The organism is Microbacterium sp. USTB-Y, from assembly GCF_023703415.1.
In the GTDB taxonomy this organism is placed as follows: Bacteria; Actinomycetota; Actinomycetes; order Actinomycetales; family Microbacteriaceae; genus Microbacterium.
Map to the genome: position 1 here is coordinate 338,447 of NZ_JAGMTU010000003.1, position 24,603 is coordinate 363,049.

Genomic DNA, 24,603 nt, shown 5'->3' on the forward strand with positions numbered 1-24,603 from the left:
TCACAGCCAGCTCACGCTCTCACTCGCCGATACCCACTGTTGGAGACGGCACCCGCAGCGGTCGCGCTCGCTCTCGTCTCCGGTCTTCTCAACGCCTGGACGTTCGGACAGGTGGGCACGTTCGCTACCGTCCAGTCCGGCAACCTGCTGTCTATCGGCTACTTCCTCGCCGACGGCAACCCTGGACGTGTGCTCCTCGCAGCGACCAGCGTCGTCGTGTTCGCCTTCGGCGCGTTCGTCTGCAGCATCTACGTTCTGTGGCGCGCACGTGAGGACAAGCCCTACTCCGCCGAAGTCCTCGTCTTTGAAGTCGCGCTCGTCGCCGTTCTCGCGGTTCTCACGGCCACGACCCACATCAGCCCGTGGGCGGTCGCCTGGACGGTCAGTTTCATCGCGGGCGTCCAGGGCAATGCCTTCCACCGCGAAACCGGAATGCTCTACGGCAATATCGCCGTCACCTCCGTCGTCCAGATGGCTGCGAGCCTCGTCGCCCGAGCACTGGGCCGCCGAATCTCCGACGACGGTGAAGCGCACATGCGACCCGCCGGCGCCTACCTCGTGGTTCTCATCGCGTTCGTGGTCGGTGGCGGCACGGGCTTCGTCATCGACGAGCTGTGGGCCGGAGCGTCGCTCGCCACTGCCGCAGTCGTCCTCCTCGTCCTGTTCATCGCGACATCGTCGGCGCGTGGCCCCATCGACCCCACGCAGAACAACCCCACCCCCTGAAAACCGAGAAGGAGCACCCCATGACCACGACCGACGCGAACACCCCCGAGTACCAGAACGTGCCCATCGGCACCGGACAGAGCGGCCAGCGAAGCGAGTTCGACAGCATGGGAACTGTCGACGTTCCCGCCGAGCGCTACTGGGGCGCACAGACACAGCGTTCCCTGCAGCACTTCTCCATCGGCCACGACCACATGCCCATCGAGGTCTACCGCGCATACGGCGTCGTGAAGAAGGCCGCGGCACTCGTGAACGAGAACGCCGGGCGTCTCGCCCCCTGGAAGTCGAAGGCCATCGTCCAGGCGTCCGACGAGGTCATCGCGGGCGACCTGGACGAAGAATTCCCCCTCTACGTCTGGCAGACCGGATCCGGCACGCAGAGCAACATGAACGTCAACGAGGTGATCTCCAACCGCGCCATCCAGCTCCTCGGCGGCGAGCTCGGCACCCAGCAGCCCGTGGGCCCCAACGACGACGTCAACATGGCCCAGTCCAGCAACGACTCGTTCCCCACGGCGATGCACGTCGCCGCGCTGACCGAGCTCGACGACCGGCTGCTGCCGAGCCTGCGGGCGCTGCACGCAGAGATTGCACGCAAATCCAAGCAGTGGATGGACATCGTGAAGATCGGCCGCACCCACCTCGAGGACGCTGTTCCGCTGACCGTCGGACAGGAGTGGTCAGGCTACGCGGCGCAACTGGAATCGGGCATCCGCGACATCGAACACAGCCGTGAAGACCTGCTGAAGCTCGCCCTTGGCGGAACCGCGGTCGGTACGGGCCTGAACGCGCCCGAAGGGTTCTCCGTGCAGGTCGCGGCGAAGATCGCCGAGCTGACAGGCAAGAAGTTCGTCACCGCCCCGAACAAGTTCGAGGCTCAGGGCTCGCTGGACGCGATGGTCCGCGCTCATGCGGCGCTGCGCGGACTGGCCGTGTCGTTGATGAAGATCGCCAACGACATGCGCTGGCTGGCCTCTGGGCCGCGGACCGGGTTCGCGGAACTCGTGCTCCCGTCCAACGAACCGGGCTCGTCCATCATGCCGGGCAAGGTCAACCCGACCCAGTGCGAGGCCATCGTGATGATCTCCATCCAGGTCATCGGGGACGACGCGGGCGTGGCGTTCGCGGGCTCGCAGGGCAACTTCGAGCTCAATGCCATGCGCCCGATCATCATCAACAACTTCCTCCACTCCGCGCGGATCCTCGGCGACGGGATGGCGAAGTTCCTCGAGTACTCGGTATCCGGCACAGAACTGAACGAGAAGAAGATCAGCTCCTACGTCGGCGAGAGCCTCATGCTCGTGACAGCGCTCAGCCCTGTGATCGGATACCAGAACGCCGCCCACATCGCAGAGGACGCCCTGGCGAAAGACCAGACGCTTCGCGATGCGGCGCTTGCTTCCGGCAAGGTCACCGCAGAGCAGTTCGACTCCATCGTCGTGCCGGCCGACCTCGTCGGTCGCGGAGTCGGCGGAGCCTGATGCAGCTGCACAACGACGTCGACGCGCTGGCGACGAGGCACGACCTCATCGCCAGCGCGTCGGCGACGCTCCAAGCCTCAGGTGAGTCCACCTCGGTAACGCTCGCCGCCATCGACCGGATGAACCACGGCCTGGGCACCGACGTCGAACTCATCCCCGCCTGGACGTCCGTGACACTAGCGGAACGCGGCACCGGCGTGGCCTCCGCGCCCCGCATCGTTGTCGCGCCACCGACCGGAATCGCCATGAATGCCGTCGCGAGGCTGATGCGAACAATCGACAAGGTAGGCGCGGGATCAGCGAGCGAGTCCCATCTTGCAACGGCACTCGCCGAGGCGAAGAAGATGCGGCCGGCCAACATCTGGCTGTTCCTCCTCGCCTGCGCCACCGGTTCCGCCGCGTTGGCGGTCATCTTCGGCGCCCAGGACGCAACGGCCGTAGGGCTCGCGGCGGGCAGCGCAGTGCTCGGTGGTGTCGCCCGCCGGGCGCTCGCACGCCTGCACGTCGGACCCATAGGCCAAGTCTTCACCGCCGCTCTCATCGCGGGGCTCATCGGTGGGCTTGCCGTGCACGCAGATCTCAGCTCCGCTCTACGGCTCATCGCCGTCTGCCCTGCGATGATCTTGGTCCCCGGACCGCACATCCTCAACGCCACGCTCGACCTGCTCAACCTGCGGATCCCGCTCGGCTTCGCGCGTCTCGGATACGCCGGCCTACTCCTGCTGTCCATCGGGACGGGGCTTGCCATCGGCTTGGCCGCCTTCGGCACGGGACTCCCACCCACCCCACAGGGACGCGAGGTCGCACTTGGCCTGGACGTCCTCGCGGCAGCCATCGCCGCCGCGTCATATCCGGTGTACTTCGCGATGCCCCTGCGGCTCATCTGGTGGCCAGTCGTTATCGGCGCGGTCGCGCACGGACTCCGGTGGTTCGTCATGGACGTGTGGGGCTGGAACATCGCGGTGGGCGCGCTTGTCGCGTGCCTGTTCGTCGGGTTCGCGCTGGCCCCTGTCGCCCACGCTAAGCACATTCCGTTCGCCGGTATCGGTTTCGCGGCCGTCGTCTCGCTCGTCCCAGGGGTCTACATCTTCCGCACCATCGACGCACTGGGGGTGCTGACGTTTGCCGGCAGCGCGTCACCGTCGTTCGGGGCGCTTAGCGATGGTGCAACCGCAGTCTTCATAATCATGGCGATGACGGCAGGGCTTGCCATCCCCATGCGGTTCTACGAACTCATCCGGCTGAGGCGGATGACATGAACCGGCAGATCTCACTACCTGCTGCCCTCGCGGTCATCGCCGGGGTCACCGACGTCACAAGCTGGCTGCTGCTCGGTGGATTCTTCTCCGCACACGTCACCGGCAACCTCGTGGTGATAGCCGCAGACGTCGTGCGTGGGACACTCCCCGACCTCGCCTCGATGCTGGCCGTGCCGGTGTTCATCGTCGCGACCGTGGTCGCAACCTTCGTCGCCCGTCGGGTCGGTGCCCATACCTCTGCGACGAACAGGTTGCTCCTCGGAATTCAGGCGGCGTTCCTCATCGCGGCAGCCGTGCTGTCCTTCACCACCCAAGCGTCGGCACACCCGAAATCTGGGATCGCCGTCCTCATCGGGATGCTCGCGGTGTGTGCAATGGCAGCCCAGAATGCCTACCTCCATCTAGTCCCGGATCGCGCCCTCTCCACCGCGGTGATGACCGGCAACCTCGTCGCGGGAACCATCGCCGTCACGGACATCGCCCGGTCGCGGGGGAAGGATCAGCAAGCGCGGCAGAGATGGACCCAGGCATGGCCACTGCTCGCGGGCTTCATCGGCGGGTGCCTGGTCGGCGCAGCCGGAGCGACCTTGTTCGGCGACCACGCGGCTGTCTTGCCCGCCCTGCTCGCGTTGGCACTGTTCCTGACGACGATTCGTCCCGGTTCCTTCGACGTTCCGAACCCTCGTTCCCCCGACGTTCGACAGAAAAGCGCCTGAAAATGAGCCTCCGGCACTCGAATGCGAAACCGCCGCGTACACACGACTCGGCGACGGCGGCTGTCGCAGCATCAGGGAGAAACGATGCGTTCGCCTTGCCTATCCTCGTCGCCTACGTCGTGCTCATTCTCCCGGTCCTGGTACTTCGCGTCCTCGTGATTGCGCTGTGGGACCGTCTGGCGAGGAGACGGAGTTCGGCTGGGGGGCCGGAGCAGGGCACGCCCTGACCTCTCGGCTCAAGCGCGCAGACGCTCAGCCGCCGGCGTCGCGAGTGATCCCAGCAGCCGCGGCTTTGCAGGACGGTAGTCACGCGGAGAACAGACCAAGTCCCAGCAGCCCCGCCGCAAGCGCCGCGGTAAGCATGCCGCCCGCATAACCGACAGCAAGCCCCGTGCGTCGGCGGGCGAAGAGCTCAGCGGCCTGAACACTCGCGGTGCTGAACGTCGTATATCCGCCGAGAAATCCCAGGCCGAGCACGACGCTCCATGATTCGGGCAGCAGCGATGCGTCGGCGGCCCCGGTGACGACGCCGAGGTGGAAAGCTCCCGTCACGTTGATGATGAAAGTTCCCCACGGGAACGCACCGCCGACGTGCGCCGTGATGCGGGAGTCGAGTGCATATCGCGCCGTGGCGCCTAGTCCTCCGGCCAGAGCGGCGAGGAGACCGATGGTAGGGGTCATGCCCGGGCTACCGGAATAGTGCGGGCCTGGCACGCGCGCTCAGCGAGGAACGCTGACAGGATCCCCAGCACGACCGTGGGAATGGCATACGCGGCGCCAAGGAGCAGGCGATCCCCGAGAATGAGGCCGTCCGTTCCGACGGCCAAAGTGCTGTAGGTCGTATAGCCACCCATCAGTCCGGTTCCGAGCAGAAGCCTCATCCGAGTGCGCGCTGAGGTGGATACGACGAAGCGGCTGGTGAGCCCGTAAAGGACTCCCAGCAACCCCGCGCCAGTGATGTTGATCACGAACGTGACCCATGGAAACTCGGAGTCTCCGGGAACCAAGCCGAGCAGGATCCGCAGAAGCGTTCCGGCCGTTCCACCGATGAAGACGAGGATGTAGGGGTTCAACACCAACCACCCGGGAAGTGGATGTGCGCACGCATCGTCGATACTCCGTGAGACATGATTGACCTCCTCCGTCTCAGTGACCCTAGGTGTGGTGGAACGGCGCGGAGCACGACGACTGTCGAGTCCGATGTCGACAATCGCCGATTCGCCAGAGCGAGCATGAGGACTCGTCAAACGTCGGAGCCGTCTCGCTGGCTCGGCCACTTACCGTGAGGTGTGACTCCGCCGACCCGCGCGGAGATCTCATGACGGAAGCCGGGCGCTGCCCGGCTCGAGAACATCTTGGAGACCCTCATGCCCTTTGTGACCGCGGACGACGGTACGGATATCTACTTCAAGGACTGGGGCCCCCGCGACGCCCAGCCCATCATGTTCCACCACGGCTGGCCGCTCTCGTCGGACGACTGGGACGCCCAGATGCTCTACTTCCTCGGCAAGGGATTCCGCGTCGTCGCCAGCGACCGTCGCGGCCACGGTCGTTCCTCGCAGACCAGCATCGGCCATGACATGGACCACTACGCCAGCGACGTGAACACCGTGGTCGAGCACCTCGACCTCCGCAACGCCATCCACATCGGACACTCGACCGGCGGCGGCCAGGTCGCCCGTTACGTCGCGAAGTACGGCGAGCCGCAGGGCCGTGTCGCCAAGGCGGTCCTGGTCTCCTCGGTTCCACCGTTGATGGTACAGACCGACGCGAACCCGGAGGGCACCCCGATCTCAGTCTTCGACGGCTTCCGTGAGGCACTCGCCGCGAACCGCGCCGAGTTCTTTCAGGCTGTCGCTTCGGGTCCGTTCTACGGGTTCAACCGCGAAGGAGTGGAACTCTCCGAGCCCGTCGTCGCGAACTGGTGGCGCCAGGGCATGACGGGGAGCGCACTCGCCCACTACGAGGGCATCAAAGCGTTCTCCGAGACCGACCAGACCGAAGATCTCAAGGCCATCTCGGTCCCGGTCCTCGTCCTCCAGGGCGACGACGACCAGGTCGTTCCCTACAAGGACGCAGCCATCAAGCAGCACGAGCTCCTCCCGAACTCCGAGATCAAGATCTACGAGGGGTACCCGCACGGCATGCTCACCACTCACGCGGACGTCATCAACCCAGACATCCTCGCCTTCATCCAGGGCTGACCCGTTCCACACCCCGAGGCCGTGTGCTCGATACTGTCGAACACACGGCCTCGCGCGCGTTCCTGGACTCGTTAAGAATCCGGGAAAGGCCAGGATGCCGTGGCGCATGACCTCGACATCCATCCAGATTCCCGGTATATCTGGATTGCATGACGAGGTCGAGATGAAGGCTCTAGAGGTGACGGCGAGCATCACGCTGCCGGATACGCGCGTCGCAGTGGTCGGCGATCTCCACGGCAATGTTGGTTGGGCACAGGTTCTGGCACGGACGCTGCCTTCCCTCGCGCCAGACGTGACGACCATGCTGCAGCTCGGCGACTGGCAGATGCCGCCCGCCGAGACTGATGAGGTCTTCGCCGAGACGGGCATCGAGCGCATCTACGTGACCCTCGGGAATCACGACCGCTGGAACGAGATCACTCCGCTGCTCAACAGGCATCCCGGCGCCGCTGTGCGCGTCTCAAAGATGACGTGGCTCCTCCCGCGCCCGGCGCGCCTGACCATTGGCGGCCGCCGCGTCTTGTCAGTCGGAGGTGCCGCGTCGGTCGACCGCGAGTCGCGGATCGAAGGGCTGACCTGGTGGCCGGATGAGGCCATTACCGACGAGCACGTCGCTGCCGCCATCGCTGGTGGCTCCGCGGATCTGATGCTCACCCATGAGTCCCCTGCCGGCACCCCTGTCCGACCCGTCCAGAGAATCCTCCGCACCAACCCGCACGGGTTCCCGCAGTCCGCGCTGGATGCGTCCGCGTCGTCACGAGCGCGAGTCAGTGAAGTGTGGGATGCCGTCCGGCCGGAGCTGCTGATGCATGGCCACTTGCATGTGGCTGGCGGCGGTAAGACCGAAGATGGCCGACGGGTCGCAAGCTTCGGGAGAGACACTCACGAGGGCAACCTCGGAATCCTCGACATGAAAACGCTGAAGGTATCTGCGCCGAGCCTCGCGGTGATCCGCGGGATGGCAGATCGATGGGAGGATGACTACCTCGAGCGCGAACGGCGGATGAAGAGCGTCGCAGAGTCGCTGCACTTCGGTGCCCTCGACGGGAAGAAACCATCACCTGCTGCCACCCAGGATGCCCGCGACTACGTCAACGGGCGCCGCACCCTCGACGAGCTCATTGAAGACGTTCGCCGCCGTCATACGCGGCGCCCCGAGGACGAGGCGTGAGCGACGAGAGTATGTCGAACCCGTGGGCGGAGATCGTCGGCCCGTGCTACACCGTCGGTCGCGCTGCGCACGTTCTCGGATGGACTGAGGAGGAGGTTGTTCGCGCCGGGGACGAGCTTCGCCTCCTGACGGTGCGCACATCCGACGATGCCCTGCTCGTCCCGTTGTTCCAGTTCAAGAACGGCGCGGTGGTCGCTGGGTTGCCGGACGTGCTCGGCATCCTCGCGACGGGGACTGCAGGCCGATGGACGTGGGCGCAGTGGCTGAACGGGAGGCTTCCCAGCGCGGTCACGCCTCGCAACATCGAGCTTCTCTATGACGGACGACTCGACGAGGCGGTTCGTGCCGCCGAGCATGACGCATGGGCGTGGCGGTCATGACGGCAAGGCTGGCACACCCGCCGCAAGCCTGCGGGCATCAGTCACCCACGGCGGGGACGACGGCGTTGCCCCACACCCAACAGCGGAACACCTGATCCCCGGCCTTGAATCCGATCCCTGCGGCCTGGCGTGTCGAGCGCAGCAGCACGGCATCGACCTGAACCGCTTCCGGTCCGAACCGGACCCACGCAGAGACCTTGGGATGAGGGCGGGGGTAGATCGTCAGGGGCTGCCTTTCGAGTGCCAGCTCTCGGTCAGTCAGCGATTGCAGCGGTCCGGCGCGGGACGCCTCGAGGACCGATGAGTGCTGCGCGTAGCGGTCGTACAGCGGAGCGAGTCTCTTACTGGTCCCCATAAGCCGGCGATCCTTCCTCCGGCCGAACGCTCCACAGCATACGAGCTGCCTCAGACGTCTCGGACTCGGCCCCGTGGAGGTGACGATGATTCACTCGCTGTGGAGTTCTGGAGGTAAACACGGGCCCCGGCGCGAGGCCGTCGCCTCCTGCATCGGTCGCGGCCGCTCGGCAGCTCTCTGGCGTGCTTCGACCGGGGATGTGTTCTCCGCGACTCTTTCTCACCTCATACCCTGCGGCGAAAATGAGGGTCTTCCCATAGATTCGCAAGATTCTCTTCAGATCCACGCGCTGCCAAGGTCCCTGCCAAGGTCGAAATGCCCCGTTTGGCCAGTCGGGAGTAGAGGAGCCGGGTCTCCAGCCAAGGTGACCAAGTGCGGGGAGTGCCCCTATAGAGAATCTGGGAGTGAGTTCCCCCCTATATCTACTACTTACTTTTTGATCTCATATATGAACTAACTACTACTTGGCAGCCTTGGCAGGCCCTTCCGATCCCAGCGGAGAGTAAGGCTCCCTCCAGCCAAGGTCACCTTGGCAGGACCTTGTCAACCTTGGCAGTATTCGTACCAATGTTCGATTTTGGACCGTTGCAAGCGAAGACCGGAGGGTTCGCGACGTTGGCCAACGACCTAGATCGTGTCCGGATCGGGCAGCCGGTCTTGCATCGGAACGTGCAGCGAGTGCGAGGGCGGGGTGCGGTGCGCGTCGAACCAGGTGAACGGGTGACGGTCTTCGAGGAGTAGCGGCAGGGACGGTAGACCGAGGGGAACCTCCCAGTCGGCTGAGTGCGCCTCGTCGTCCAGCCAGTCACTGAGAACATCCCAGTCCTCATCACCGATTCCATCGTCGCCGTTCCCCGGTCGCGCGGTGATCCCTTCGAACATCTCCGGCATGTCCGCAAGGAGGTCCTGCGCGCGCGGGAGGGCGGCTCCGATGAGCACTTCGTCGATGAAACGCCCCGGTCGCATGACGGGAAGAACGCCATCCCCGATCTCGCCCGCGACAGCAGCACAACGCTCGCGCGCCTCCTCTGCGTATGCGCGGTTGTCGCCGATGTAGAACATCACCCTGCCATCGAACGCAGCGAAGGGGCCGACCTGGTGCAACGGCTCCTCCGGCGACGCGATCCACTCGCGAAGCTCGTCCGCCCATAGGTCGAGGACCACAGCAAGTGCGAACGCCTGCCTGGGGGTGATCTCCGTCGCATTCGCCCACTGCCGCTCGAAGAGCTCATCATCGCCCGCAACTCGTAACGGGCGCACGTCGAGAACCCGCTCGCACGCCTGGCTAGTCTCGGCGGCCACGGCTGTGTGATCAGCCTCCCAACGTCGCCAGGTCGCGAGACTCACCTTTGCTCGGGCGGCAGCCTCAGATTGGGTGAGACCAAGGTTCTTTCGGATATTCGCGCGCTCAGACATGTGTCGATTCTTGCTGAGCACTCACTGAGCAGTCAAGCCAATGAGGGCAATCAGGCGGAGTGCTCATTGAGCACTCCGCCTGCCGCAGCCCGCAGAGCCAGCCGCGGCTTGGCGCGAATGGTCAACCACAGCGAGGGCACGACTTATAGGCGCGACTCCGCCATGAGCTGTTCAACAGATAGGTCGAAAGCCTCGGCGATGCCGACCAGCGTCGTCATTCGAGGATTAGACGGCCCGGCATCCTGCTTCGCACTAGCCGACCGGCCAGCCTCGATGAGCTGAAGCTGATTCTTCGTGATCCCGACCTGAACGGCGAGCATCTCCTGCGTCAGGCCGGAGTCCTGACGCAGCGCACGGACCACGCCGCCGAACCTCGCAGCCGCTTCAGGACCCCACATCGCACTCCATGCTCAACAGGGGGCGACGAGATCCATGCATGGTGCGCCCCGTTAGACACGTCCAACGGTATTAGGCGTCACTCAAATTCTTTGGCACGCCGCTTGAAATCCCGGTAAACCGGGATTACAGTGCTATCTCATGACGCGCAGCCACCTGCGGCGGGCTCCATCTGAACCTACGAGGTCAGCTACGACCGCGTGCCGCTCGCCATGCGTTCTGCAACCGCGCGATGATGGCGATCCCTCGCTCGCGCTCATACACACCTCCCGTGAGCGTCAGGTCCACGGCCACGACGGCGTCAGGCATGGACGGCGCCGAATAGGAGATCGGGAGCGTGTTGTCGAACAAGACGTTCATGCCGTCGTAGTCCTCGACGAAGAGATGCCGGGAGGCGAAGGCAACACTGCTTCCATCCCGGACATATCCCGCTGCGTAGTTGTACGCGCGATTGACCCGCACTCCGAGGTGACGCGCAGCGGGCCTTCCCGTGCGGATGAGGTCCTCCCATGAGACGTCTGGACTCATTGGTGACGGCGCGTAGTAATGTGCGCGAGTTCGACCAGAGGTGGCTTGCACGATCCCTTCCGCAGATTGCGCAGCGATCTGCTGACGCACGCGCGCCAACGTGCTTGCCGAAAGCCACGTGGGCTGTAGACCTGATAGCTCCCAGAGCATGCCCCACGCGGTCGCCGTGCTCAGTGCACGCCCCCGCCCCCGCTGCGCAGTGGCTCGGTAACGCTCAACGGCAGCTCGGCTCGTGAGCCACGTCCCTGAACGCAACTGACGACCCGCTATCAGCCGATCCTTCAACAACGCCTCAGCATGCCGCTCGCCGACTGCAAGAACTGCTGCCGCGTCCGCCGCCGTGATCTCGCGCTTGCCATATCTCATCGCTTTCCCGATGTTATATGGCAAGCGAGCGACGGCATAATCACGCTTTTCAACCTCCAGAACTGGGATTTTGCTTCCTGACGCATTTCGGTTTCTGGTGCCGCGGAAATACTAGACATGACAGAAATCACAACACCCTCACCCGGCACTGCGACCTGGATTCGAGACGGAGTCGCGCAGTCAGCACCGCTCGACGCCGGCCTTCTCGCTCAGGAGCTCTACACCGCCGACCCGGTTCGCGTCGGAAACGCCTACCCGCACCAGCGGAACTACCACGGCTACTACTGGATGGCCGCGACCCAGAAGCACGTCTGGCATGAGTCGCTGCTGGAACGCGACTCCCTGATGTGGCTCGACCACACGGCAGACATCCTCGCCGTCACCTCCCAGCCGATGCTGCTCGTGAACGGAGACGGCGTCTACCACTACCCAGACTTCATCGCCCTCGACGCCCGCGGTGACCAGACCGTCTACGACGTGAAGCCATACGGTCGACTCAACGCCAAGGCGCTCGCGCAATTCGAGTGGACCCGCACCGTCTGCGAAACCGTCGGCTGGAACTACCGCATCCTCACCGAGCTCCCGCACCAGCACCACGTCAACCTCACCTGGCTCGCACAGTTCCGCCACCCCGGCCACCACCCTGGCGCGGACGCCGAAGAGGAACTGCTCGCCGCTCTCGGCCACGACTCGACGGTGGGCGACGCCATCACGCTCATGACCGCGAAGAGCACACCTCTCGCGCGAAGCCACGTGTTCCACCTCATCTGGACGGGGGCGCTGTCGTTCGACATGAACACACTTCTCTCCAACGGCACACCACTCGTCGCCCCCGCCTCTCACCGTCAGGAGTTCCCGCATGCCCACGCCTAACATCGCCGTCGCCGTCGCCATCGACGGAGACGTCTATGAACTCGAAGCCGCCACCACCAAGGGCGTGACCCTTATTCACCGCGTCACGGGCGACAGCCGCACCGTGACCCACGCCGAGCTCGCCAACCTCGTCCCCAGCGAGAAGCAGCGCTCGCCCCGCCTGCTCGACCACGTCCCCTCCCATGTGCTGCACGCTGCGAGCATTCTGGCGACGGACATCGAAGAGGTCCTGACGGGCGTGGGCCGGAAGGGCAAGTGCTGGCCTGAGTATGACCTGGAGACCACCAGCCAGGAGCAGCGCATCGCCCGCAAGCTCGGCGAGCTGGAGCGCACAGGACGCGGAATGGCTCGCTCCACGTTCTTCGGCAAGCTCATGAAATACCAGCGAGACGGGCTCGTCGGACTCATCGACGGACGAGCCATCAGGAACTACATCCCTAACGAAAAGGTCGAGATAGTCGTCATCAATCACCTCATCAAGACCATCAATGACCAGGTGAAGTGGTCCACAGGCACGAAGAAGCGCATCATCGAGCAGACCACGAAGTCGCTCGAGGCCGTGCACCCGGGCGTCAAGCTCCCGAGCACGTCCGCGTGGTACCTGCTCATCGACCGACTCGGTCACGGCAAGCATGTCACCGGCAGCGCGAAGACCCGCAAGTCTCTCGCCAACCGCCCCAAGGACCGCATGCTGGGGAAGAGCGAGCCCCTCCTCCCCGGCTCGCAGGTCGAGGTCGACACCAACACGATGGACCTCGAGGTCCAGACACCGAAGGGCGAGCGCAAGCGCGCACGCCTGTCCCTCATGCTGGACGTGAACTCACGCACCATCATGGCCTACACGTTCCGCCTGGACGGGACCAAGGGCGTCGACCATACGATGCTGCTCGCCCAGGCCCTGACGCCGCGGGCCAACCGTCCCTCCCGTTCGGAATTCCGCGAGCTGCTTCAACGGAAGCACCCGGGACTGCCCCTCCTGTCCGACGATGAGTACGAGCGTCACGCTGCCGAGCACCCGTACATCTACCCGGCCAACATCACCGTCGACCGCGGCACCGACTACATCACCCCAACGTTCCGGAACGCAGTCGAGCAGCGCGGCGGCAGCGTCGTCCTCTCCGCGCCATACACACCGACGAGCAAACCGCACGTCGAGCGCCAGTTCCACACCATCAACACGATGTTCGTTCAACACCTCGAGGGGTACGTCGGCCGCAGCCCCGAGCACAAGGGCAAGGAAGTCCCGACCGAGAAGCTGCTCACCCTCGAGGCCCTCAGGGAGCTGTTCGAAGACTGGGTCATCAGCGTGTGGCAGAACGCACCTCACACCAGCCTCCGCCATCGTCTGCATCAGACGCGTCACATCTCACCGAACGAGAAGGCCGGGCAAGCGGCACTGAGCGTCGCGCAGCTGCACCTGCCGCTCAACGAAGACAACTTCATCCTCATGCTGCCAAGCAAGTTCCGCCGCATCACCGCCACCGGCGTCAAGGTCGACAAGCGCGAGTACGACTCCCCAGAACTCAACATGCTCCGCGGCACGCTATCGGACATGCCGCGCCACAAGGGCAAGTGGGAAGTGAAGGTCGACCCCTACAGCCCCGAGGCCGTGTGGGTTATCGGCGGAGAAGGCGAGCTCATCGAGTGCCTCGAGCGTGGCGCTGCAATGCGCCGGTACGAGCCCGACTTCGCCCCCGTCGAGGACGACTACCGGGCCCTCACCGCAAAGGCCGACGCCGAACTCGTCGGAACGCGCTTCCCGCAGGCCAAGCAGCCCGCTGCCCTTCCCGAGTACACGGTCGTCGACGAAGAGCTCAACGACGACGACATCCTCCCCACCTTCTGAAAGGACCACCATGACCACGCTCGCCTTCACCAGCCACAACTCTCACACGACTGCCCTCAATCGCCGAGAGTCCCTGCTGCACTACCTGCAGCGCCCGCTCGCTGCCCCCGTCCCGCTGGACACAACGTCGTCTGCCGACCGGCACGAGCACGACCAGCAACGGATGGACTACCTCTCGGGAGGAATCGTCCTGGCCACGTCGACCGTCGCCAAGGGCAAGCTCCTCCTCGCACGCGCGTTCCAGGAGAACAGGGCACGCAATTCCGGCCACTCAGGCGTGATGCTGTCCGGCGACTCCAGCCTCGGCAAGACCACGACCGCGAAGCGTCTGTTGCGGTGGGTGCTCGAGGAATACACCAGGCAAGTTCCGCACTGGGAACAGGACGAACACATCCCGGCCGCGTACGTCGAGGTACCGTCCGGCAGCAACGCCAAGGACCTGCTCCGCGAGTTCTGCGACTTCTACGGCCTCTCAGTCCTGTCCCGCGACACCACCGCCGACCTCCGAACCAAGGTCGTCGGCGCCATCCGCCGCGCCCGCACCCAACTCATCGTCGTCGACGAGCTCCACAACCTCGCGGGCCGCGCCTCCGGGCTCGGCGAAGCCGTCGACCTCCTCAAGGGGCTCCACAATGACGTGTCTGCCACGTTCCTCTACTGCGGGCTCGACGTGACCAACTCCACCCTCATGCACGGAGCTCGCGGACAGCAGCTCATGAGCCGGTTCGCAGTCATCGAGCTCAAGTCGTACGACTGGGCCGACACCGACCAGCGCAAGGAGTGGAAGCTGCTCATCCGCACGTTCGAATCCCAGCTGCAACTGCGTGACCACACGGTGAGGACCCTCGACCCGCTCGCTGAGTACCTCTACCAGCGCACCGGCGGTTCCATCGGCTCCCTGAGCCGACTGCTCACCGGCACCGCCATCGACCTCATCCAGAACAAGGCGAAGGTCGAGCTGCTCGACCAGAAGCTGCTCGACGCCTACACGCTCGACCTCACCGCCGAGACCTTCTACCGGAAGGTGCTCGCAATGAAGAAGACCAAGTCGATGTCGGCGCTCGAGAAGGTGATGGCATGACCCCCATCGCCCTGCACCGCAGCTTCCCGTTCACCGTCCGCCCCGGCCACCGCGAGACCCTCGACTCGTTCACGCGCCGCACCCTCGCAGCCAACGGCGAAAGCTACTCGCTCCCACGACACCTCGTCACGCTCGCAAAGGCACACGACGACGACGCGACATGGGAGTCGCTCCTCAGCGCCAAGGTCAGGCGCCCGCTGGACAGGCTCATCAAGGCCCTGCCCCTCGACGACGCAGGGCTGGGCGACTGCGAGTCGTGCCGGTCGCAGACCACCGAACGATGGGCGTGCCTGCTCTGCAGCCACGGTGAACACATTCAGCAGCACCCTCACCTGGACGACCTCGTCTGCGAGCGCCACCAGCGATGGACCGGCCCGGGCACGACTGCGGAGACACAGACCGCGGTGACGGGCGCCGAGGTCGCCGCTCACCGCCGGTTCCAGCGTCTCCGTCGTGATGGCGGCCTCGACCTCCACCTATTCTTCGAGGTCCTCAGCGCGCTTGAGAGTGACCTCGACCAGCCGACGGCCAGCGCCTTCCGTCACGCCGTCGCCATCGTCGACTGGGCCCAGCGGACCGAGACGGTACACCGCCTGTTCGACCCCGCAGTCCCGTACGCCGCCACGTTCGCCTGGCTCCGAGAGGCGCTGGCCAACATCGTCGCGCGCTCGACCCCTGCCGCCGCGCGAGCGGTCTGGCTACACCTGTGGCCCGCTCACCTCGCACTGAACACGGCTCTGCGCGGCTACGCCGGCTACCGCGCCGGCAGCGTCCACGATTTTCAGCTGCCGGACGACATCACCAGCTGGTACCCCCGTCCCTCGGCCCTCAAGGGCACACGGGAGTACCTCGCGTGCACCGGCGACGACAACCTCTCGGCTCTCGCGCGCCTCGCCCGAGACAGTGACGACGCGCCGACGGTGGCGGAACCGCAGTTCCGCACTATCCACTGCACACGCGGTCATCTCTATATCGAGGTCCGCACCACGGAGGATGACGACGTCGAGACCCCCTGCCCTACCTGCACCGGGGTCCACGTAGAGCGGGGTGTGAACGACCTCGGGACAGTGTCGCCCCTCATCGGTGCCCAACTCCACCCCACCCTGAATGGAGACCTCACCGCCTCCGACATCGCAGCCCGGAGCCACACGGTGGTCTGGTGGAAGTGCCCGGAGAAGGGGCACCCGTTCCGGGCCATGCCCTTCAACCGAACCCTTAACGATGCCGGCTGCGGCGTCTGCCTCAACCGCGTCACCATCCAGGGCATCAACGACCTCGCCACGACACACCCCCGCATCGCCCGTGAGCTCCACCCGAAGACCGGATACGCCAAGAAGGCCACCCAGCTGAACGCCGCTGACCCGAAGACGCGCGATTGGCTCTGCCCGAAGGACCACTCGTACCGCGCATCTGTGAAGGCGCGCGTCCGCGGCAAGTCGTGCGACGAGTGCAAGAAGCAGCGCACCCGCACCTCGGGACGCAGCATCATCGACACCCACCCGCACCTGGTCCCGAGCTGGCTGCCGGAACTCAACGAAGGGCGCGAGCCCGCCGACTACACGAAGGGGTCGAAGCTCGAAGTCATCTGGCTGTGCACCAAGAGCGGGCACACGCACACTTTCCCCATGCGCCTCGAAGCACGAACTCGCGGATGCGACTGCCCCTACTGCGCTGGCCGGCTCCTCCTCGAGGGCTTCAACGACTTCGCCACCACCGACCTCGAACTCGTCGGCGACTGGCACCCCTACCGCAACCGCAAATACCCGAACGAGGTGATGCGCGGGTCGAACGACAAGCACCACTGGAAGTGCAAGGACGGCCACGAGACCCACCAGAGCATCCCGAACCGCCGCCTGTCGGGCGGATGCGTGGAATGCCCGTGGCACGAGCGGTCCGGGAATGCCGCTCTTGCGCCACATCGCTAACCCCGACCTCGAGGATTGCGCAACGGAGTGAAGTGAATCGTCGATGGCACTCGCCCTCAAGATGCCTCGCTCATTGCGCGACTCTGGTCTGCGAGCACGACGGAGGGCGCAGGGCAAGCTGTGGCGTCGACACTTAATCGACAAGTCCTTCGCGTGGCGACGAAGTCATCGGCTGGCGCCGTTGGATGTGGGTCTCGACTGAAACGTGCCCGGCTTCGACGGCACTTGGCCGATACGTTAGACGCGGCGGCCGTGTCCGGCCAGACATACGGAAAGTTACGTTCGATGGGGGAAGCATGGCCGAAGACAGTGTGGCGCGAGTTCGTGTTCACGAGTTCGCGAGCCTAGCGGGCGTTTCGAATCGAGTCGTTCTCGAGCGGCTAGCCTCACTGAACGAGTATGTTCGTTCACCCTCGAGTGGGCTTACACCTCCGGTCGTTCGACGCCTTGCACTGTCATTCGGAGTGGATGTCAGCGAGCTTCTTGATGCGCAATCTACTCGCAGGTCTAGTGCCCCTGAAACGCCTGCCCCTCCCACGACGTACGAGAACGAGTACGGATGGCACTCGGGATCGGTGAAGGCGCCGAGAAGCCCAGCTTTGGCACGAGAACTTGAGGCAATTGAGATGCGTTTTCCAGCACTCAAGGAACACAGGCGACTGTTAAGCCTGATGGGTTCGCAAGTTATCCAGGCGAGGCAGATCAAGACCGGGCCTCTGGCCGGGTGCGCCAGACTCCGAATCCGGTTCAGCGAAGCTATCGAGTCGGCGTTTGGCCTCACACGCGAGGTCCTCGCTATCTACCTGCCCTACGACGACTTTCAGTCGCGGTCTTATGAAGCCGCCCTTCGCGAGTTGCGCAGCATGAGCCAGGCAGTAACGCCCGACCTCATCCTGATTTGGGCTCCCGATGAACGACTTAGTACCAAACTCGCGGAGTGGGGAACCCTCCAGGCCATCTCGATCCCCTTTCAGCTCGACAGCGCCGACTCTTTCGGGCTCATTGAACTCCTGCAGGGCCATATCCACCTGCGCAATCTCTTCGAGACCACCGCGCCTGTCTCGGGCTCAACCTTCTTCGGTCGACGAACCGTGCTGCAGGGCCTCCGAGAGGATGTACTGAGCCAACGTGCCGCGGGAATCTTCGGCCTGCGTAAGGCAGGCAAGACAAGCATCTTGTTTCAGCTCGCAGAAGAACTTCACCACGATTCAGTGGTTCCGGTCCATGTGGACCTCGAGGCAATGCCGTCGCCACCCGTTGACCCGACAGACGACCTCCTCGCGCTACTTCGATTTCGCATCACCGAGGCACTGAAGGCACGAGGCTTACGGGTCAAGGAACTTGCGGAGCTGTCGGACTTTCCAAGCAATATGCAGTTCAAGATCGCGATGCAGAAGCTGCTGCGCCAGCTGAGTGCCTCCGACACACGGATTCTGCTCATGCTCGATGAGATCGAGTTCCTCACTCCGAGCGGTCAGGCCGGCGCTGGCGCCACCGAGCTTCCGAGGGTCGCCCAAGTGCTGGCCACACTTCGGAGCCTGACCCAAGAATCCGGAAACATGTCGCTCCTTCTCGCTGGCCTCACAAGCTCTATCGTCGAGCAGGGCATGCTTCACGGACGTCCCAACCCGTTCTTCCGGTGGGCGCGAACGATTTACGTGGGACCTCTTGAACGAGAGGACGCAGATGACCTGGCCCTGTCGTTGGGCCGCAGGATGGGTATCTTCATCGCCGAGGGTGCTCGGGAGGCTCTCTACGAAGCGACCGGAGGCCATGCCTATCTGTATCGCAACCTCGCATCCGCCGTCGTGAAATCTCTCCCCGTGCACGCAACCAACCGGACAATGGCGCGGCGAGACGTTCTCGGGGCTCTAGGACCTTGGAAGACGGAGGTGCACGGATACATCGTGGAAGTGATACGCCACGTCGAAAGCTACTACCCCGCAGAATCCGTGTTGCTGGAATCAGTGAGGAGCATGCCCGAGGTGTTCGAGGAGTTCGCGGCGGAAGAAGTAGAGGCAACTCGTCACCTCGTCGAACTCGGGCTGCTCGAGCCTGCCGACGGCGGATACCGCCCGGCTGCGCTGTTGGAACTGCGTTGAGCGCGATTGACATACGCCCGCATTGGAGGGAGTGGGCCCAGTCGATAGCGGAGAAGACCGATGTAAGCACCATCGTTTTCTTGCAACTCGGATCCAACTACCTCGCATCCGTCGATCTCCTCTCCGAAGTCGGCTTCTCCCTTCAATCGGTCGAGTCCTTCTTGGACAATGATGAGGTCGAGGGGAACCGGATCGTCCTCACTGGGCTCGACGACCTGGCTACGGCCTCCGGAGAGCAACGGCTCGGGATGCTCCGCATTAAGGTGCTTGAGCAGGTCCGAGGAGGACGGAGGTTTGTTCTTCAGTCGCGGGCCCCACGTATCGTCTACGAGTCGCGCGGGAGCCTACTCGTGATGGATGCGACCTTCATGACTGGCCCTCCGAAGTCCAGCTGGGCGGAGCAAGCATCGCCCTCGTTCATCTTCGAGGCGGAACTGGATCCTGCCCGCCCGTTCAGGTCAGTTCTGCGCGACACCTTGAGCGAACTCGGATTGTCGCTATGCGCTCGCCTGGATCGCGTCATCTACGAGTTGGGGAACCCAGATCTCAACGCGCACAACCTCGATGGCTCAGAGACGGAGGCACTGCGCGGTGCGGGACTTCTGAACAGCTCGAATCGTTGGGAGGTGCCGGATCCGTCAGCGCTGATGCGGAGGGAGCTCACCGACGTCCTCGACGGCAAGCGAGATGCCACCTTGCATCTGACCGCGGTAGTGGAAGAGTTCGACGCACTCACATCCACGCTGCGCAGAACCCTCCGCGCGGCGGCACGCGCGCGCTGGGGTCCCGGATGGGCGGTTGAGTGCATACCGCAGGACTTCGCAGAGAGCATCATCAAGCGAGCGTCGAGTGATTTAATGCCACTCGCGGAGTCCATCGAAGACGTTCGGGATGCCCTTCTCTGGCTGAATGTGCGCGAGTTGCTTCGTCTCCGAAGGGACTGCAGCTTCGGCAGGCTCGGTATGGGAGAGGCCGCATGGAAGATGGCGGAGCGCGAGCTCGGTGCGGTTGAAGATCGCCTTCGCTTCTTCGGACATCTCACGCGACAGGATGAGGAGTGCGTGCGGAAATGGAGCGGACTCTTCGCGGACAAGCTCTCGCACACCGGCCACCTCGACCGCACACATTCGTCGCCTGCCCAAGCTCAGCGTGAGGCTGAACTTCTCGACCGGATCCGTGACGACCTCGCAGTAAACCCGGCCTTCGGCACCCCTGCAGGCGCGGCGTTCCTTGACCTGGTAACGACCACGCTCCGTTTCCTCAAACGCACTTCCGACACCTCCGCCAAGTACACACGCCCCTTCCCTGCCGGCAAGGCACCAAAAGAAGCCGCACTTCAAGAGCATTTCTATTGGTACTTGGGGTCGACGGGCATCGGCGATACCTCTTACACCGAGGTTCCAAACATGGCAACCGGGCGGGTCGATGTACTGGTTCTCGGAGACAACGGAACTCGGTTCGTTACCGAAGTCAAAAGAGAACTCGGCGACGCCTCGATGACGTCCCTCGCGAGTTCCTACTTCGGCCAGGCCTCGGACTACCAAGTCAACAACGAACCGTTGGGCCAGCTTCTCGTCCTCGACCTCACCAGTCACACCAACGGCGTTCCGTCGGTGAAGGACTCCGTTCACGTGGAGACTCGCGACGTCGGCGGAACGCTCCGATCCATCGTGATCTACGTCGTTCGTGGCAATCGTCCCCCGCCGAGCGCTATTCGCACCCTTGCGTCCAAAGCGTGAGCTTGTGACATCGCGATAGAGCGCCTCGTGGTCGAAGCCCGCCGACCGCGTCAGACACACGTATGCGGCGGTTCCTTGTGGATGGAGGAGGGGACCGCCTGGGCATCTCTGTCCTGTCCGCGGTTCTCGGCATGATGGAGACACGTGCGCCAGCCTGTTGGCGACGGGAGGAAAGGGGTGGGGATGGGCTGGCTCAATCGCCTGTTCGGCAACAGTAAGCGGATGGCATTAGGGGCACGGGCAGCCACCACACCTGCTCCAGCCGGGGCGCCGCCTCACTTCGCCATCATCGACGTCGAGACCTCGGGGCTGTCGCCCAAGAATGACCGCGTTCTCGAGCTAGCGATTGTGCGCGTCGATCACCGCGGCCATGTGGTCGATGAGTGGTCATCGAGATTCAACCCCGAGGGCCCCGTCGGAGCAACTCACATCCACGGCATCACGCAGGCCGACGTGGCTCACGCGCCGCTATTCCGCGACGTAGCGACGTCCATCGTGCCGTACATCTCCGGCCTCCCTATCGCTGCGCACAACGCTCGCTTCGACCTCTCCTTCCTCCGGGCCGAGTTCCGAAGAGCTGGTTGGGACGTCCCATGGCTGCCCGCATACTGCACCCTTGACGGCAGCCATCACTACCTTCCCGACCTTGACCGACGGCGGCTCGCCGATTGCTGTTGGAGTGCTCGAGTCCCACTGCACGACGCCCATTCCGCGCTCGGAGACGCACGTGCGACGGCTGGCCTCCTACGCCACTACCTGGAGTTGCAGGCGCAGGTTCCACCTCACCCAACGCTGTTGTCCGTGCAACACGAGGCGCGAAAGGTTCTCTGGCCAACAGGCCCGAGCCGCGCGCCGCTCGCGTCCGTCCCCGACGAGCCCCGAAGTCGCCCCTCAAGTCGCATCCGTTCCTCCAGCACCCGGCCTAAACAGCCCCTGCTGCTCGCGCAGCTGACGAAACTCAGCCTCGCGGAGGTACTGGACGAGGGCGCTTCTGTCGGAACGCTCGCCTACGTCGAGACTCTCCTGGACGCGCTTGAGGATGGTGTCATCTCAGATGATGAAGCAGCTGCTCTGCAAGACCTTTCCGAGATGTTCGAGCTCGCTGAGGCCGACGTCACGTCCGCGCACACCGCGCTCCTACTGGCCCTTGCGCACAAGGCGCTCGACGATGGGCACGTATCTCGAGACGAGCGCGCAGAACTCGAGGCCATCGCCTCCACGCTCCGACTGCCCACGGAGCTGGTTCCCGGCCTCATCAAGGAGGCGGACGCCGCCCGAGCTGCGCGGTTGAGCGCGAAGCTACATGACCTGCCCAGCGATTGGCCCCATGGCGCCCCCCTGCGCGTCGGGGACAAGGTCGTGTTTACGGGATTCGTCGAGCGAGAACGGCAACGCACTCGCTTGGAAAAGCGTTCCGTGGAACTAGGTGTCCGAGTCTTGGGCACGGTATCCGGACTAACAACGATGGTGGTGACCGACGGATCCTTCGCAGGCGGCAAGCTGGAGCGCGCGGGTGAGCTTGGGACCCGCATCATCGATCCCGAGACATACGCAGTGCTGCTTAAGCATCTACAGCCGATTGCTGCGCCGAGCCCAAGTGCGAAACGTAGTGCTCCGACCTCTGCGCAAAGGCCGGAAAGAGGCAGCGCAGCAGCCGCTTCGAGCGCCTCCTCCCCTGGCGAGATTCGCGCCTGGGGTATCACGAATGGCTATTCGGTTGGTGTCCGAGGCCGACTCCCTATCGAGTTGGTTGAGGCCTACGAGCGTGCGCAGCTCGACTCGAGCGCTCGAGCCTGAGGCGATGCCATCAGATCTTGCATCACGCTCGTGCGGAGAGGAAGAAATCAGCTGGGGCGCCCGACTAGCTACGAAATGACCTGAAGATCGTGGATCGAGATCGACCATGACACTTCCTCGGCGTTCAGAAGCCCGGCGTGGACCAGTGCACTGGTGGCGGTGGTTGCCTGCGTGAGATCGGCAGAGCCAGCGCAACTGTGTGCGGGTCGCGCACTCGAGACAGATCCAGCCACTCGTCCGATTACAGGCACACGCCTCCGTTGCGTTCGGTTCGCGTCCTGAGTTGCGCGGGGGTCTCTGGCGTCACAAGCCCGCGCACTCATCGCAGACGGCCGCGTTAGTACTGAACAGTTGAGCTGGTTTCTCCAGGAAGCAGTCATTGCATGTCTGCACCTTGACACGCGACGCGCATTCGCAGCGACCGCATTCTGGGCAGAATCCCGCGCTGCACCGGCCGCACCGCTCGCCCCAGACTTGAAACAGTTCCTGACAGTGCGTGCACTCCTGCCACCTGGCTTGCACCGTTGGAGCAGACGTCGAAAGCGAGATCGCCTCCCATGGAGCGTTATGAGCAACCGCGACGACCACCGTATAACCTCCCATCGCGGTCGCTTGCGCATAGAGAGACGTGCCTTCGATACCGTCCCGGTAGATGAACCGGTGGTCGCGCACCGTAGCTGCGTCCAGCGATGTAGCGCGCAGCGCTCGCATCACCTTTGTCTGGGACTGGTCCCGTCCTCGTCTCAGTGGGAGCTCTCCGACACTGCTCGCGAAGGCAACATCATCATTCTCGTCCAGGAGAACAACATGTCCCGGGCTTTGCAGACGTTGAGCTGCCGCGACGCATGCCGCTGCCCGCGACGCCCCTGACGCCTGCCACAGCCCCGCGACCTGCGTAGCCAACGGTGTTCCGGATCCCAGGTGCACCTTCAGCATGTCGTCCGGGAAGAGCACTGCTGCGGCGAACGCGTCGCAGGTGAGTTCCTCTAGTTGCTCCCCCTGGTCGACTTGGGCGTCGAACTCGGCACTCAGGGTCGCATCATTTAGTTGGAGATGATGCCCGAGCTCGTGCAGAGCGGTGAAATGCTGTCGAGGGATGGCACTTTTCGCCCAGATGCCAATGCGTGCAGGGGTATGGTCAGAAAAGTACACGCCCGCGATTGCGCAATCGCTGGTCGGCACCGCATCGAGAAGCATCACCTCGAGTTCAGGCCACGTCTCAAGCTCTGCGATGGGGTGGGTCCGCAGCGATACGAGGGCCTCTGAGCCCCGTTCTCGCACGATTTCAAGCATGCGTTGCACCCGGGGGTGAACAAGGGCTCGAGCGAGGATGAATGCCTGAGTGCTCGTGCTCGTCACTCCGCCATCCCCATCTGCAGATAGGTGTCGACGCGACCTGCCCAGTCGACTTCATCGCGCCTTTCTCCCCTCGCGGCCAATCCCAGCACGCTCTGCGCGAGGTGATTGAACACTTCTGACTCGGGTTCTTGCCGAAGCCGGGCCACCGCTCTCAATCTCGCACCCCGGTGCCAATCGTTCACGATTGGCACGAGTTGCTCCGGCGGCGCCGGGTTCGCGTCCAAGAGCTCCTCTGCGCTGACTCCCAACAGCTCGGCGACGCGCTCGGCTTGGGGTTCGTCCAGGGCGTTCTTTCCGCGCTTCAGTTTGACTGCCAACGGCGTATCCCCGCCAAGAGCGCTGGCGAGGTCGCCAAGAGCGATGCCTTTCAACCGCTCCTGCAGCGTTCCCTGACCGCCCCGAAGACGCGCAGCATGCGTCAGAGCCTGAATCGAGTACTCAAGAACCTTCTTCTGCGCGAGACGCGGGCTACTTTCGTTGGCAACCATGTATCCACACCGAAGCACCCCCGCCTCGGCGGCCACGGCTACTTCATCCACAGAACGGTACGTCTTCATCGTCGCGACCTGGCGATCCAAGATGATGGCGCCGACATCCGCGGTGAGCGTCACCCAGATGCTCAGCGGTTCGTTCAGCTCCGTTTCTTCCGCCGGTACGACAACCGTCGTCTCATCCGCATCCTCGTCGCCTATCCCTACCGGTGTCACGCGCACACGGTTGCTGTCATCAGGTGCGGTGTCCACCAAAACCAGCTGAACGATATCGTCCCATCGAGCACGCCAGATACTGCCGGGGCCCGGTACATGATCCTCTGTGTCGTGACGCCGCACGGGTCTCCGTCCGGCGACTCTCGAGAAGGTGTCGCGCTCTTCGTCGGCCATAG

At 64.1% G+C, this 24,603-nt stretch carries 22 protein-coding genes; 14 read left to right on the top strand and 8 right to left on the bottom strand.

Features of this window, described 5'->3' with window-relative positions; all coding sequences use genetic code 11:
* Positions 1-39: 39 nt before the first annotated feature.
* Genes J8G10_RS08810 through J8G10_RS08825 form a run of 4 tightly spaced genes read left to right on the top strand, consistent with a single transcriptional unit; the run spans position 40 to position 4,182 of the window.
* Positions 40-726 (top strand): YoaK family protein, encoded by a 687-nt coding sequence (locus J8G10_RS08810; RefSeq protein WP_251443286.1) that lies wholly within the window; start codon positions 40-42, stop codon positions 724-726.
* A gap of 20 nt (positions 727-746) precedes the next feature.
* Entirely contained in the window at positions 747-2,207 is a 1,461-nt protein-coding gene (fumC, locus tag J8G10_RS08815) for a class II fumarate hydratase (protein WP_251443288.1), read from the top strand.
* Positions 2,207-3,466 (top strand): threonine/serine exporter ThrE family protein, encoded by a 1,260-nt coding sequence (locus J8G10_RS08820; RefSeq protein WP_251443289.1) that lies wholly within the window; start codon positions 2,207-2,209, stop codon positions 3,464-3,466. Before fumC ends, J8G10_RS08820 begins: the two co-directional genes overlap by 1 nt.
* Positions 3,463-4,182: a YoaK family protein gene (locus J8G10_RS08825; protein ID WP_251443290.1), complete on the top strand. Its 720-nt coding sequence runs from the start codon at positions 3,463-3,465 to the stop codon at positions 4,180-4,182. The genes J8G10_RS08820 and J8G10_RS08825 overlap by 4 nt, the downstream gene beginning before the upstream one ends.
* A 306-nt stretch (positions 4,183-4,488) precedes the next feature.
* Here J8G10_RS08825 and J8G10_RS08830 read toward each other — a convergent pair whose 3' ends face one another.
* Entirely contained in the window at positions 4,489-4,863 is a 375-nt protein-coding gene (locus J8G10_RS08830; protein ID WP_251443291.1) for a CrcB family protein, read from the bottom strand.
* Positions 4,860-5,255: a CrcB family protein gene (locus J8G10_RS08835; RefSeq protein WP_251443301.1), complete on the bottom strand. Its 396-nt coding sequence runs from the start codon at positions 5,253-5,255 to the stop codon at positions 4,860-4,862. The genes J8G10_RS08830 and J8G10_RS08835 overlap by 4 nt, the downstream gene beginning before the upstream one ends.
* A 294-nt stretch (positions 5,256-5,549) precedes the next feature.
* Here J8G10_RS08835 and J8G10_RS08840 point away from each other — a divergent pair, with 294 nt between their 5' ends.
* The 3 genes from J8G10_RS08840 (at position 5,550) to J8G10_RS08850 (ending at position 7,937) form a co-directional block, all read left to right on the top strand.
* Complete coding sequence (locus J8G10_RS08840) at positions 5,550-6,386, top strand: alpha/beta fold hydrolase (protein ID WP_251443303.1); 837 nt, start codon at positions 5,550-5,552, stop codon at positions 6,384-6,386.
* Positions 6,387-6,492: 106 nt separating this feature from the next.
* Positions 6,493-7,557, top strand: coding sequence for a metallophosphoesterase (locus J8G10_RS08845; protein ID WP_251443306.1), 1,065 nt, complete (start codon positions 6,493-6,495; stop codon positions 7,555-7,557).
* Complete coding sequence (locus tag J8G10_RS08850) at positions 7,554-7,937, top strand: hypothetical protein (protein WP_251443308.1); 384 nt, start codon at positions 7,554-7,556, stop codon at positions 7,935-7,937. Before J8G10_RS08845 ends, J8G10_RS08850 begins: the two co-directional genes overlap by 4 nt.
* Positions 7,938-7,974: 37 nt before the next feature.
* Here J8G10_RS08850 and J8G10_RS08855 read toward each other — a convergent pair whose 3' ends face one another.
* The 4 genes from J8G10_RS08855 to J8G10_RS08870 all read right to left on the bottom strand — a co-directional run bounded on the left by J8G10_RS08855 (position 7,975) and on the right by J8G10_RS08870 (position 10,998).
* Positions 7,975-8,292, bottom strand: a complete 318-nt coding sequence (locus tag J8G10_RS08855; RefSeq protein ID WP_251443311.1) for a hypothetical protein — start codon at positions 8,290-8,292, stop codon at positions 7,975-7,977.
* 627 nt (positions 8,293-8,919) lie between these two features.
* A complete protein-coding gene (locus J8G10_RS08860) occupies positions 8,920-9,708 on the bottom strand; it encodes a helix-turn-helix transcriptional regulator (protein WP_251443313.1) in 789 nt (262 codons plus the stop codon).
* A 143-nt stretch (positions 9,709-9,851) separates the two neighbouring features.
* Positions 9,852-10,070 carry a helix-turn-helix transcriptional regulator gene (locus J8G10_RS08865; RefSeq protein ID WP_251443316.1) on the bottom strand — a complete coding sequence of 73 codons (219 nt, stop codon included), beginning with the start codon at positions 10,068-10,070 and terminating at the stop codon, positions 9,852-9,854.
* Positions 10,071-10,290: 220 nt separating this feature from the next.
* Positions 10,291-10,998: a hypothetical protein gene (locus tag J8G10_RS08870; RefSeq protein ID WP_251443319.1), complete on the bottom strand. Its 708-nt coding sequence runs from the start codon at positions 10,996-10,998 to the stop codon at positions 10,291-10,293.
* A 117-nt stretch (positions 10,999-11,115) separates the two neighbouring features.
* Here J8G10_RS08870 and J8G10_RS08875 point away from each other — a divergent pair, with 117 nt between their 5' ends.
* The 7 genes from J8G10_RS08875 to J8G10_RS08905 all read left to right on the top strand — a co-directional run bounded on the left by J8G10_RS08875 (position 11,116) and on the right by J8G10_RS08905 (position 22,361).
* Positions 11,116-11,871, top strand: a complete 756-nt coding sequence (locus J8G10_RS08875; RefSeq protein WP_251443322.1) for a TnsA-like heteromeric transposase endonuclease subunit — start codon at positions 11,116-11,118, stop codon at positions 11,869-11,871.
* Positions 11,858-13,717 carry a Mu transposase C-terminal domain-containing protein gene (locus J8G10_RS08880; RefSeq protein ID WP_251443325.1) on the top strand — a complete coding sequence of 620 codons (1,860 nt, stop codon included), beginning with the start codon at positions 11,858-11,860 and terminating at the stop codon, positions 13,715-13,717. Before J8G10_RS08875 ends, J8G10_RS08880 begins: the two co-directional genes overlap by 14 nt.
* A 10-nt stretch (positions 13,718-13,727) precedes the next feature.
* Positions 13,728-14,798 carry an ATP-binding protein gene (locus tag J8G10_RS08885; RefSeq protein ID WP_251443327.1) on the top strand — a complete coding sequence of 357 codons (1,071 nt, stop codon included), beginning with the start codon at positions 13,728-13,730 and terminating at the stop codon, positions 14,796-14,798.
* Positions 14,795-16,723: a zinc-ribbon domain-containing protein gene (locus tag J8G10_RS08890; protein ID WP_251443330.1), complete on the top strand. Its 1,929-nt coding sequence runs from the start codon at positions 14,795-14,797 to the stop codon at positions 16,721-16,723. Before J8G10_RS08885 ends, J8G10_RS08890 begins: the two co-directional genes overlap by 4 nt.
* Before the next feature lie 599 nt (positions 16,724-17,322).
* On the top strand, positions 17,323-18,825 hold the full coding sequence (locus J8G10_RS08895) for an AAA family ATPase (RefSeq protein ID WP_251443342.1): 1,503 nt from the start codon (positions 17,323-17,325) through the stop codon (positions 18,823-18,825).
* A complete protein-coding gene (locus tag J8G10_RS08900) occupies positions 18,822-20,564 on the top strand; it encodes a hypothetical protein (RefSeq protein WP_251443344.1) in 1,743 nt (580 codons plus the stop codon). Before J8G10_RS08895 ends, J8G10_RS08900 begins: the two co-directional genes overlap by 4 nt.
* Positions 20,565-20,747: 183 nt before the next feature.
* On the top strand, positions 20,748-22,361 hold the full coding sequence (locus J8G10_RS08905) for a histone-like nucleoid-structuring protein Lsr2 (RefSeq protein WP_251443346.1): 1,614 nt from the start codon (positions 20,748-20,750) through the stop codon (positions 22,359-22,361).
* 303 nt (positions 22,362-22,664) lie between these two features.
* Here the strand turns inward: J8G10_RS08905 and J8G10_RS08910 are convergent, their stop codons facing one another.
* Positions 22,665-23,720: an ImmA/IrrE family metallo-endopeptidase gene (locus J8G10_RS08910; protein WP_251443348.1), complete on the bottom strand. Its 1,056-nt coding sequence runs from the start codon at positions 23,718-23,720 to the stop codon at positions 22,665-22,667.
* Positions 23,717-24,601, bottom strand: coding sequence for a hypothetical protein (locus tag J8G10_RS08915; protein ID WP_251443351.1), 885 nt, complete (start codon positions 24,599-24,601; stop codon positions 23,717-23,719). The genes J8G10_RS08910 and J8G10_RS08915 overlap by 4 nt, the downstream gene beginning before the upstream one ends.
* Positions 24,602-24,603 lie beyond the last annotated feature (2 nt).

What these genes read in the sequence shown, in the direction of transcription:
- fumC (WP_251443288.1), top strand. Translation starts at nt 747, where the DNA reads ATGACCACGACCGACGCGAACACCCCCGAGTACCAGAACGTGCCCATC.
- J8G10_RS08820 (WP_251443289.1), top strand. Translation starts at nt 2,207, where the DNA reads ATGCAGCTGCACAACGACGTCGACGCGCTGGCGACGAGGCACGACCTC.
- J8G10_RS08825 (WP_251443290.1), top strand. Translation starts at nt 3,463, where the DNA reads ATGAACCGGCAGATCTCACTACCTGCTGCCCTCGCGGTCATCGCCGGG.
- J8G10_RS08830 (WP_251443291.1), bottom strand. Translation starts at nt 4,863, where the DNA reads ATGACCCCTACCATCGGTCTCCTCGCCGCTCTGGCCGGAGGACTAGGC.
- J8G10_RS08840 (WP_251443303.1), top strand. Translation starts at nt 5,550, where the DNA reads ATGCCCTTTGTGACCGCGGACGACGGTACGGATATCTACTTCAAGGAC.
- J8G10_RS08845 (WP_251443306.1), top strand. Translation starts at nt 6,493, where the DNA reads ATGACCTCGACATCCATCCAGATTCCCGGTATATCTGGATTGCATGAC.
- J8G10_RS08855 (WP_251443311.1), bottom strand. Translation starts at nt 8,292, where the DNA reads ATGGGGACCAGTAAGAGACTCGCTCCGCTGTACGACCGCTACGCGCAG.
- J8G10_RS08860 (WP_251443313.1), bottom strand. Translation starts at nt 9,708, where the DNA reads ATGTCTGAGCGCGCGAATATCCGAAAGAACCTTGGTCTCACCCAATCT.
- J8G10_RS08870 (WP_251443319.1), bottom strand. Translation starts at nt 10,998, where the DNA reads ATGAGATATGGCAAGCGCGAGATCACGGCGGCGGACGCGGCAGCAGTT.
- J8G10_RS08875 (WP_251443322.1), top strand. Translation starts at nt 11,116, where the DNA reads ATGACAGAAATCACAACACCCTCACCCGGCACTGCGACCTGGATTCGA.
- J8G10_RS08880 (WP_251443325.1), top strand. Translation starts at nt 11,858, where the DNA reads ATGCCCACGCCTAACATCGCCGTCGCCGTCGCCATCGACGGAGACGTC.
- J8G10_RS08885 (WP_251443327.1), top strand. Translation starts at nt 13,728, where the DNA reads ATGACCACGCTCGCCTTCACCAGCCACAACTCTCACACGACTGCCCTC.
- J8G10_RS08890 (WP_251443330.1), top strand. Translation starts at nt 14,795, where the DNA reads ATGACCCCCATCGCCCTGCACCGCAGCTTCCCGTTCACCGTCCGCCCC.
- J8G10_RS08905 (WP_251443346.1), top strand. Translation starts at nt 20,748, where the DNA reads ATGGGCTGGCTCAATCGCCTGTTCGGCAACAGTAAGCGGATGGCATTA.
- J8G10_RS08915 (WP_251443351.1), bottom strand. Translation starts at nt 24,601, where the DNA reads ATGGCCGACGAAGAGCGCGACACCTTCTCGAGAGTCGCCGGACGGAGA.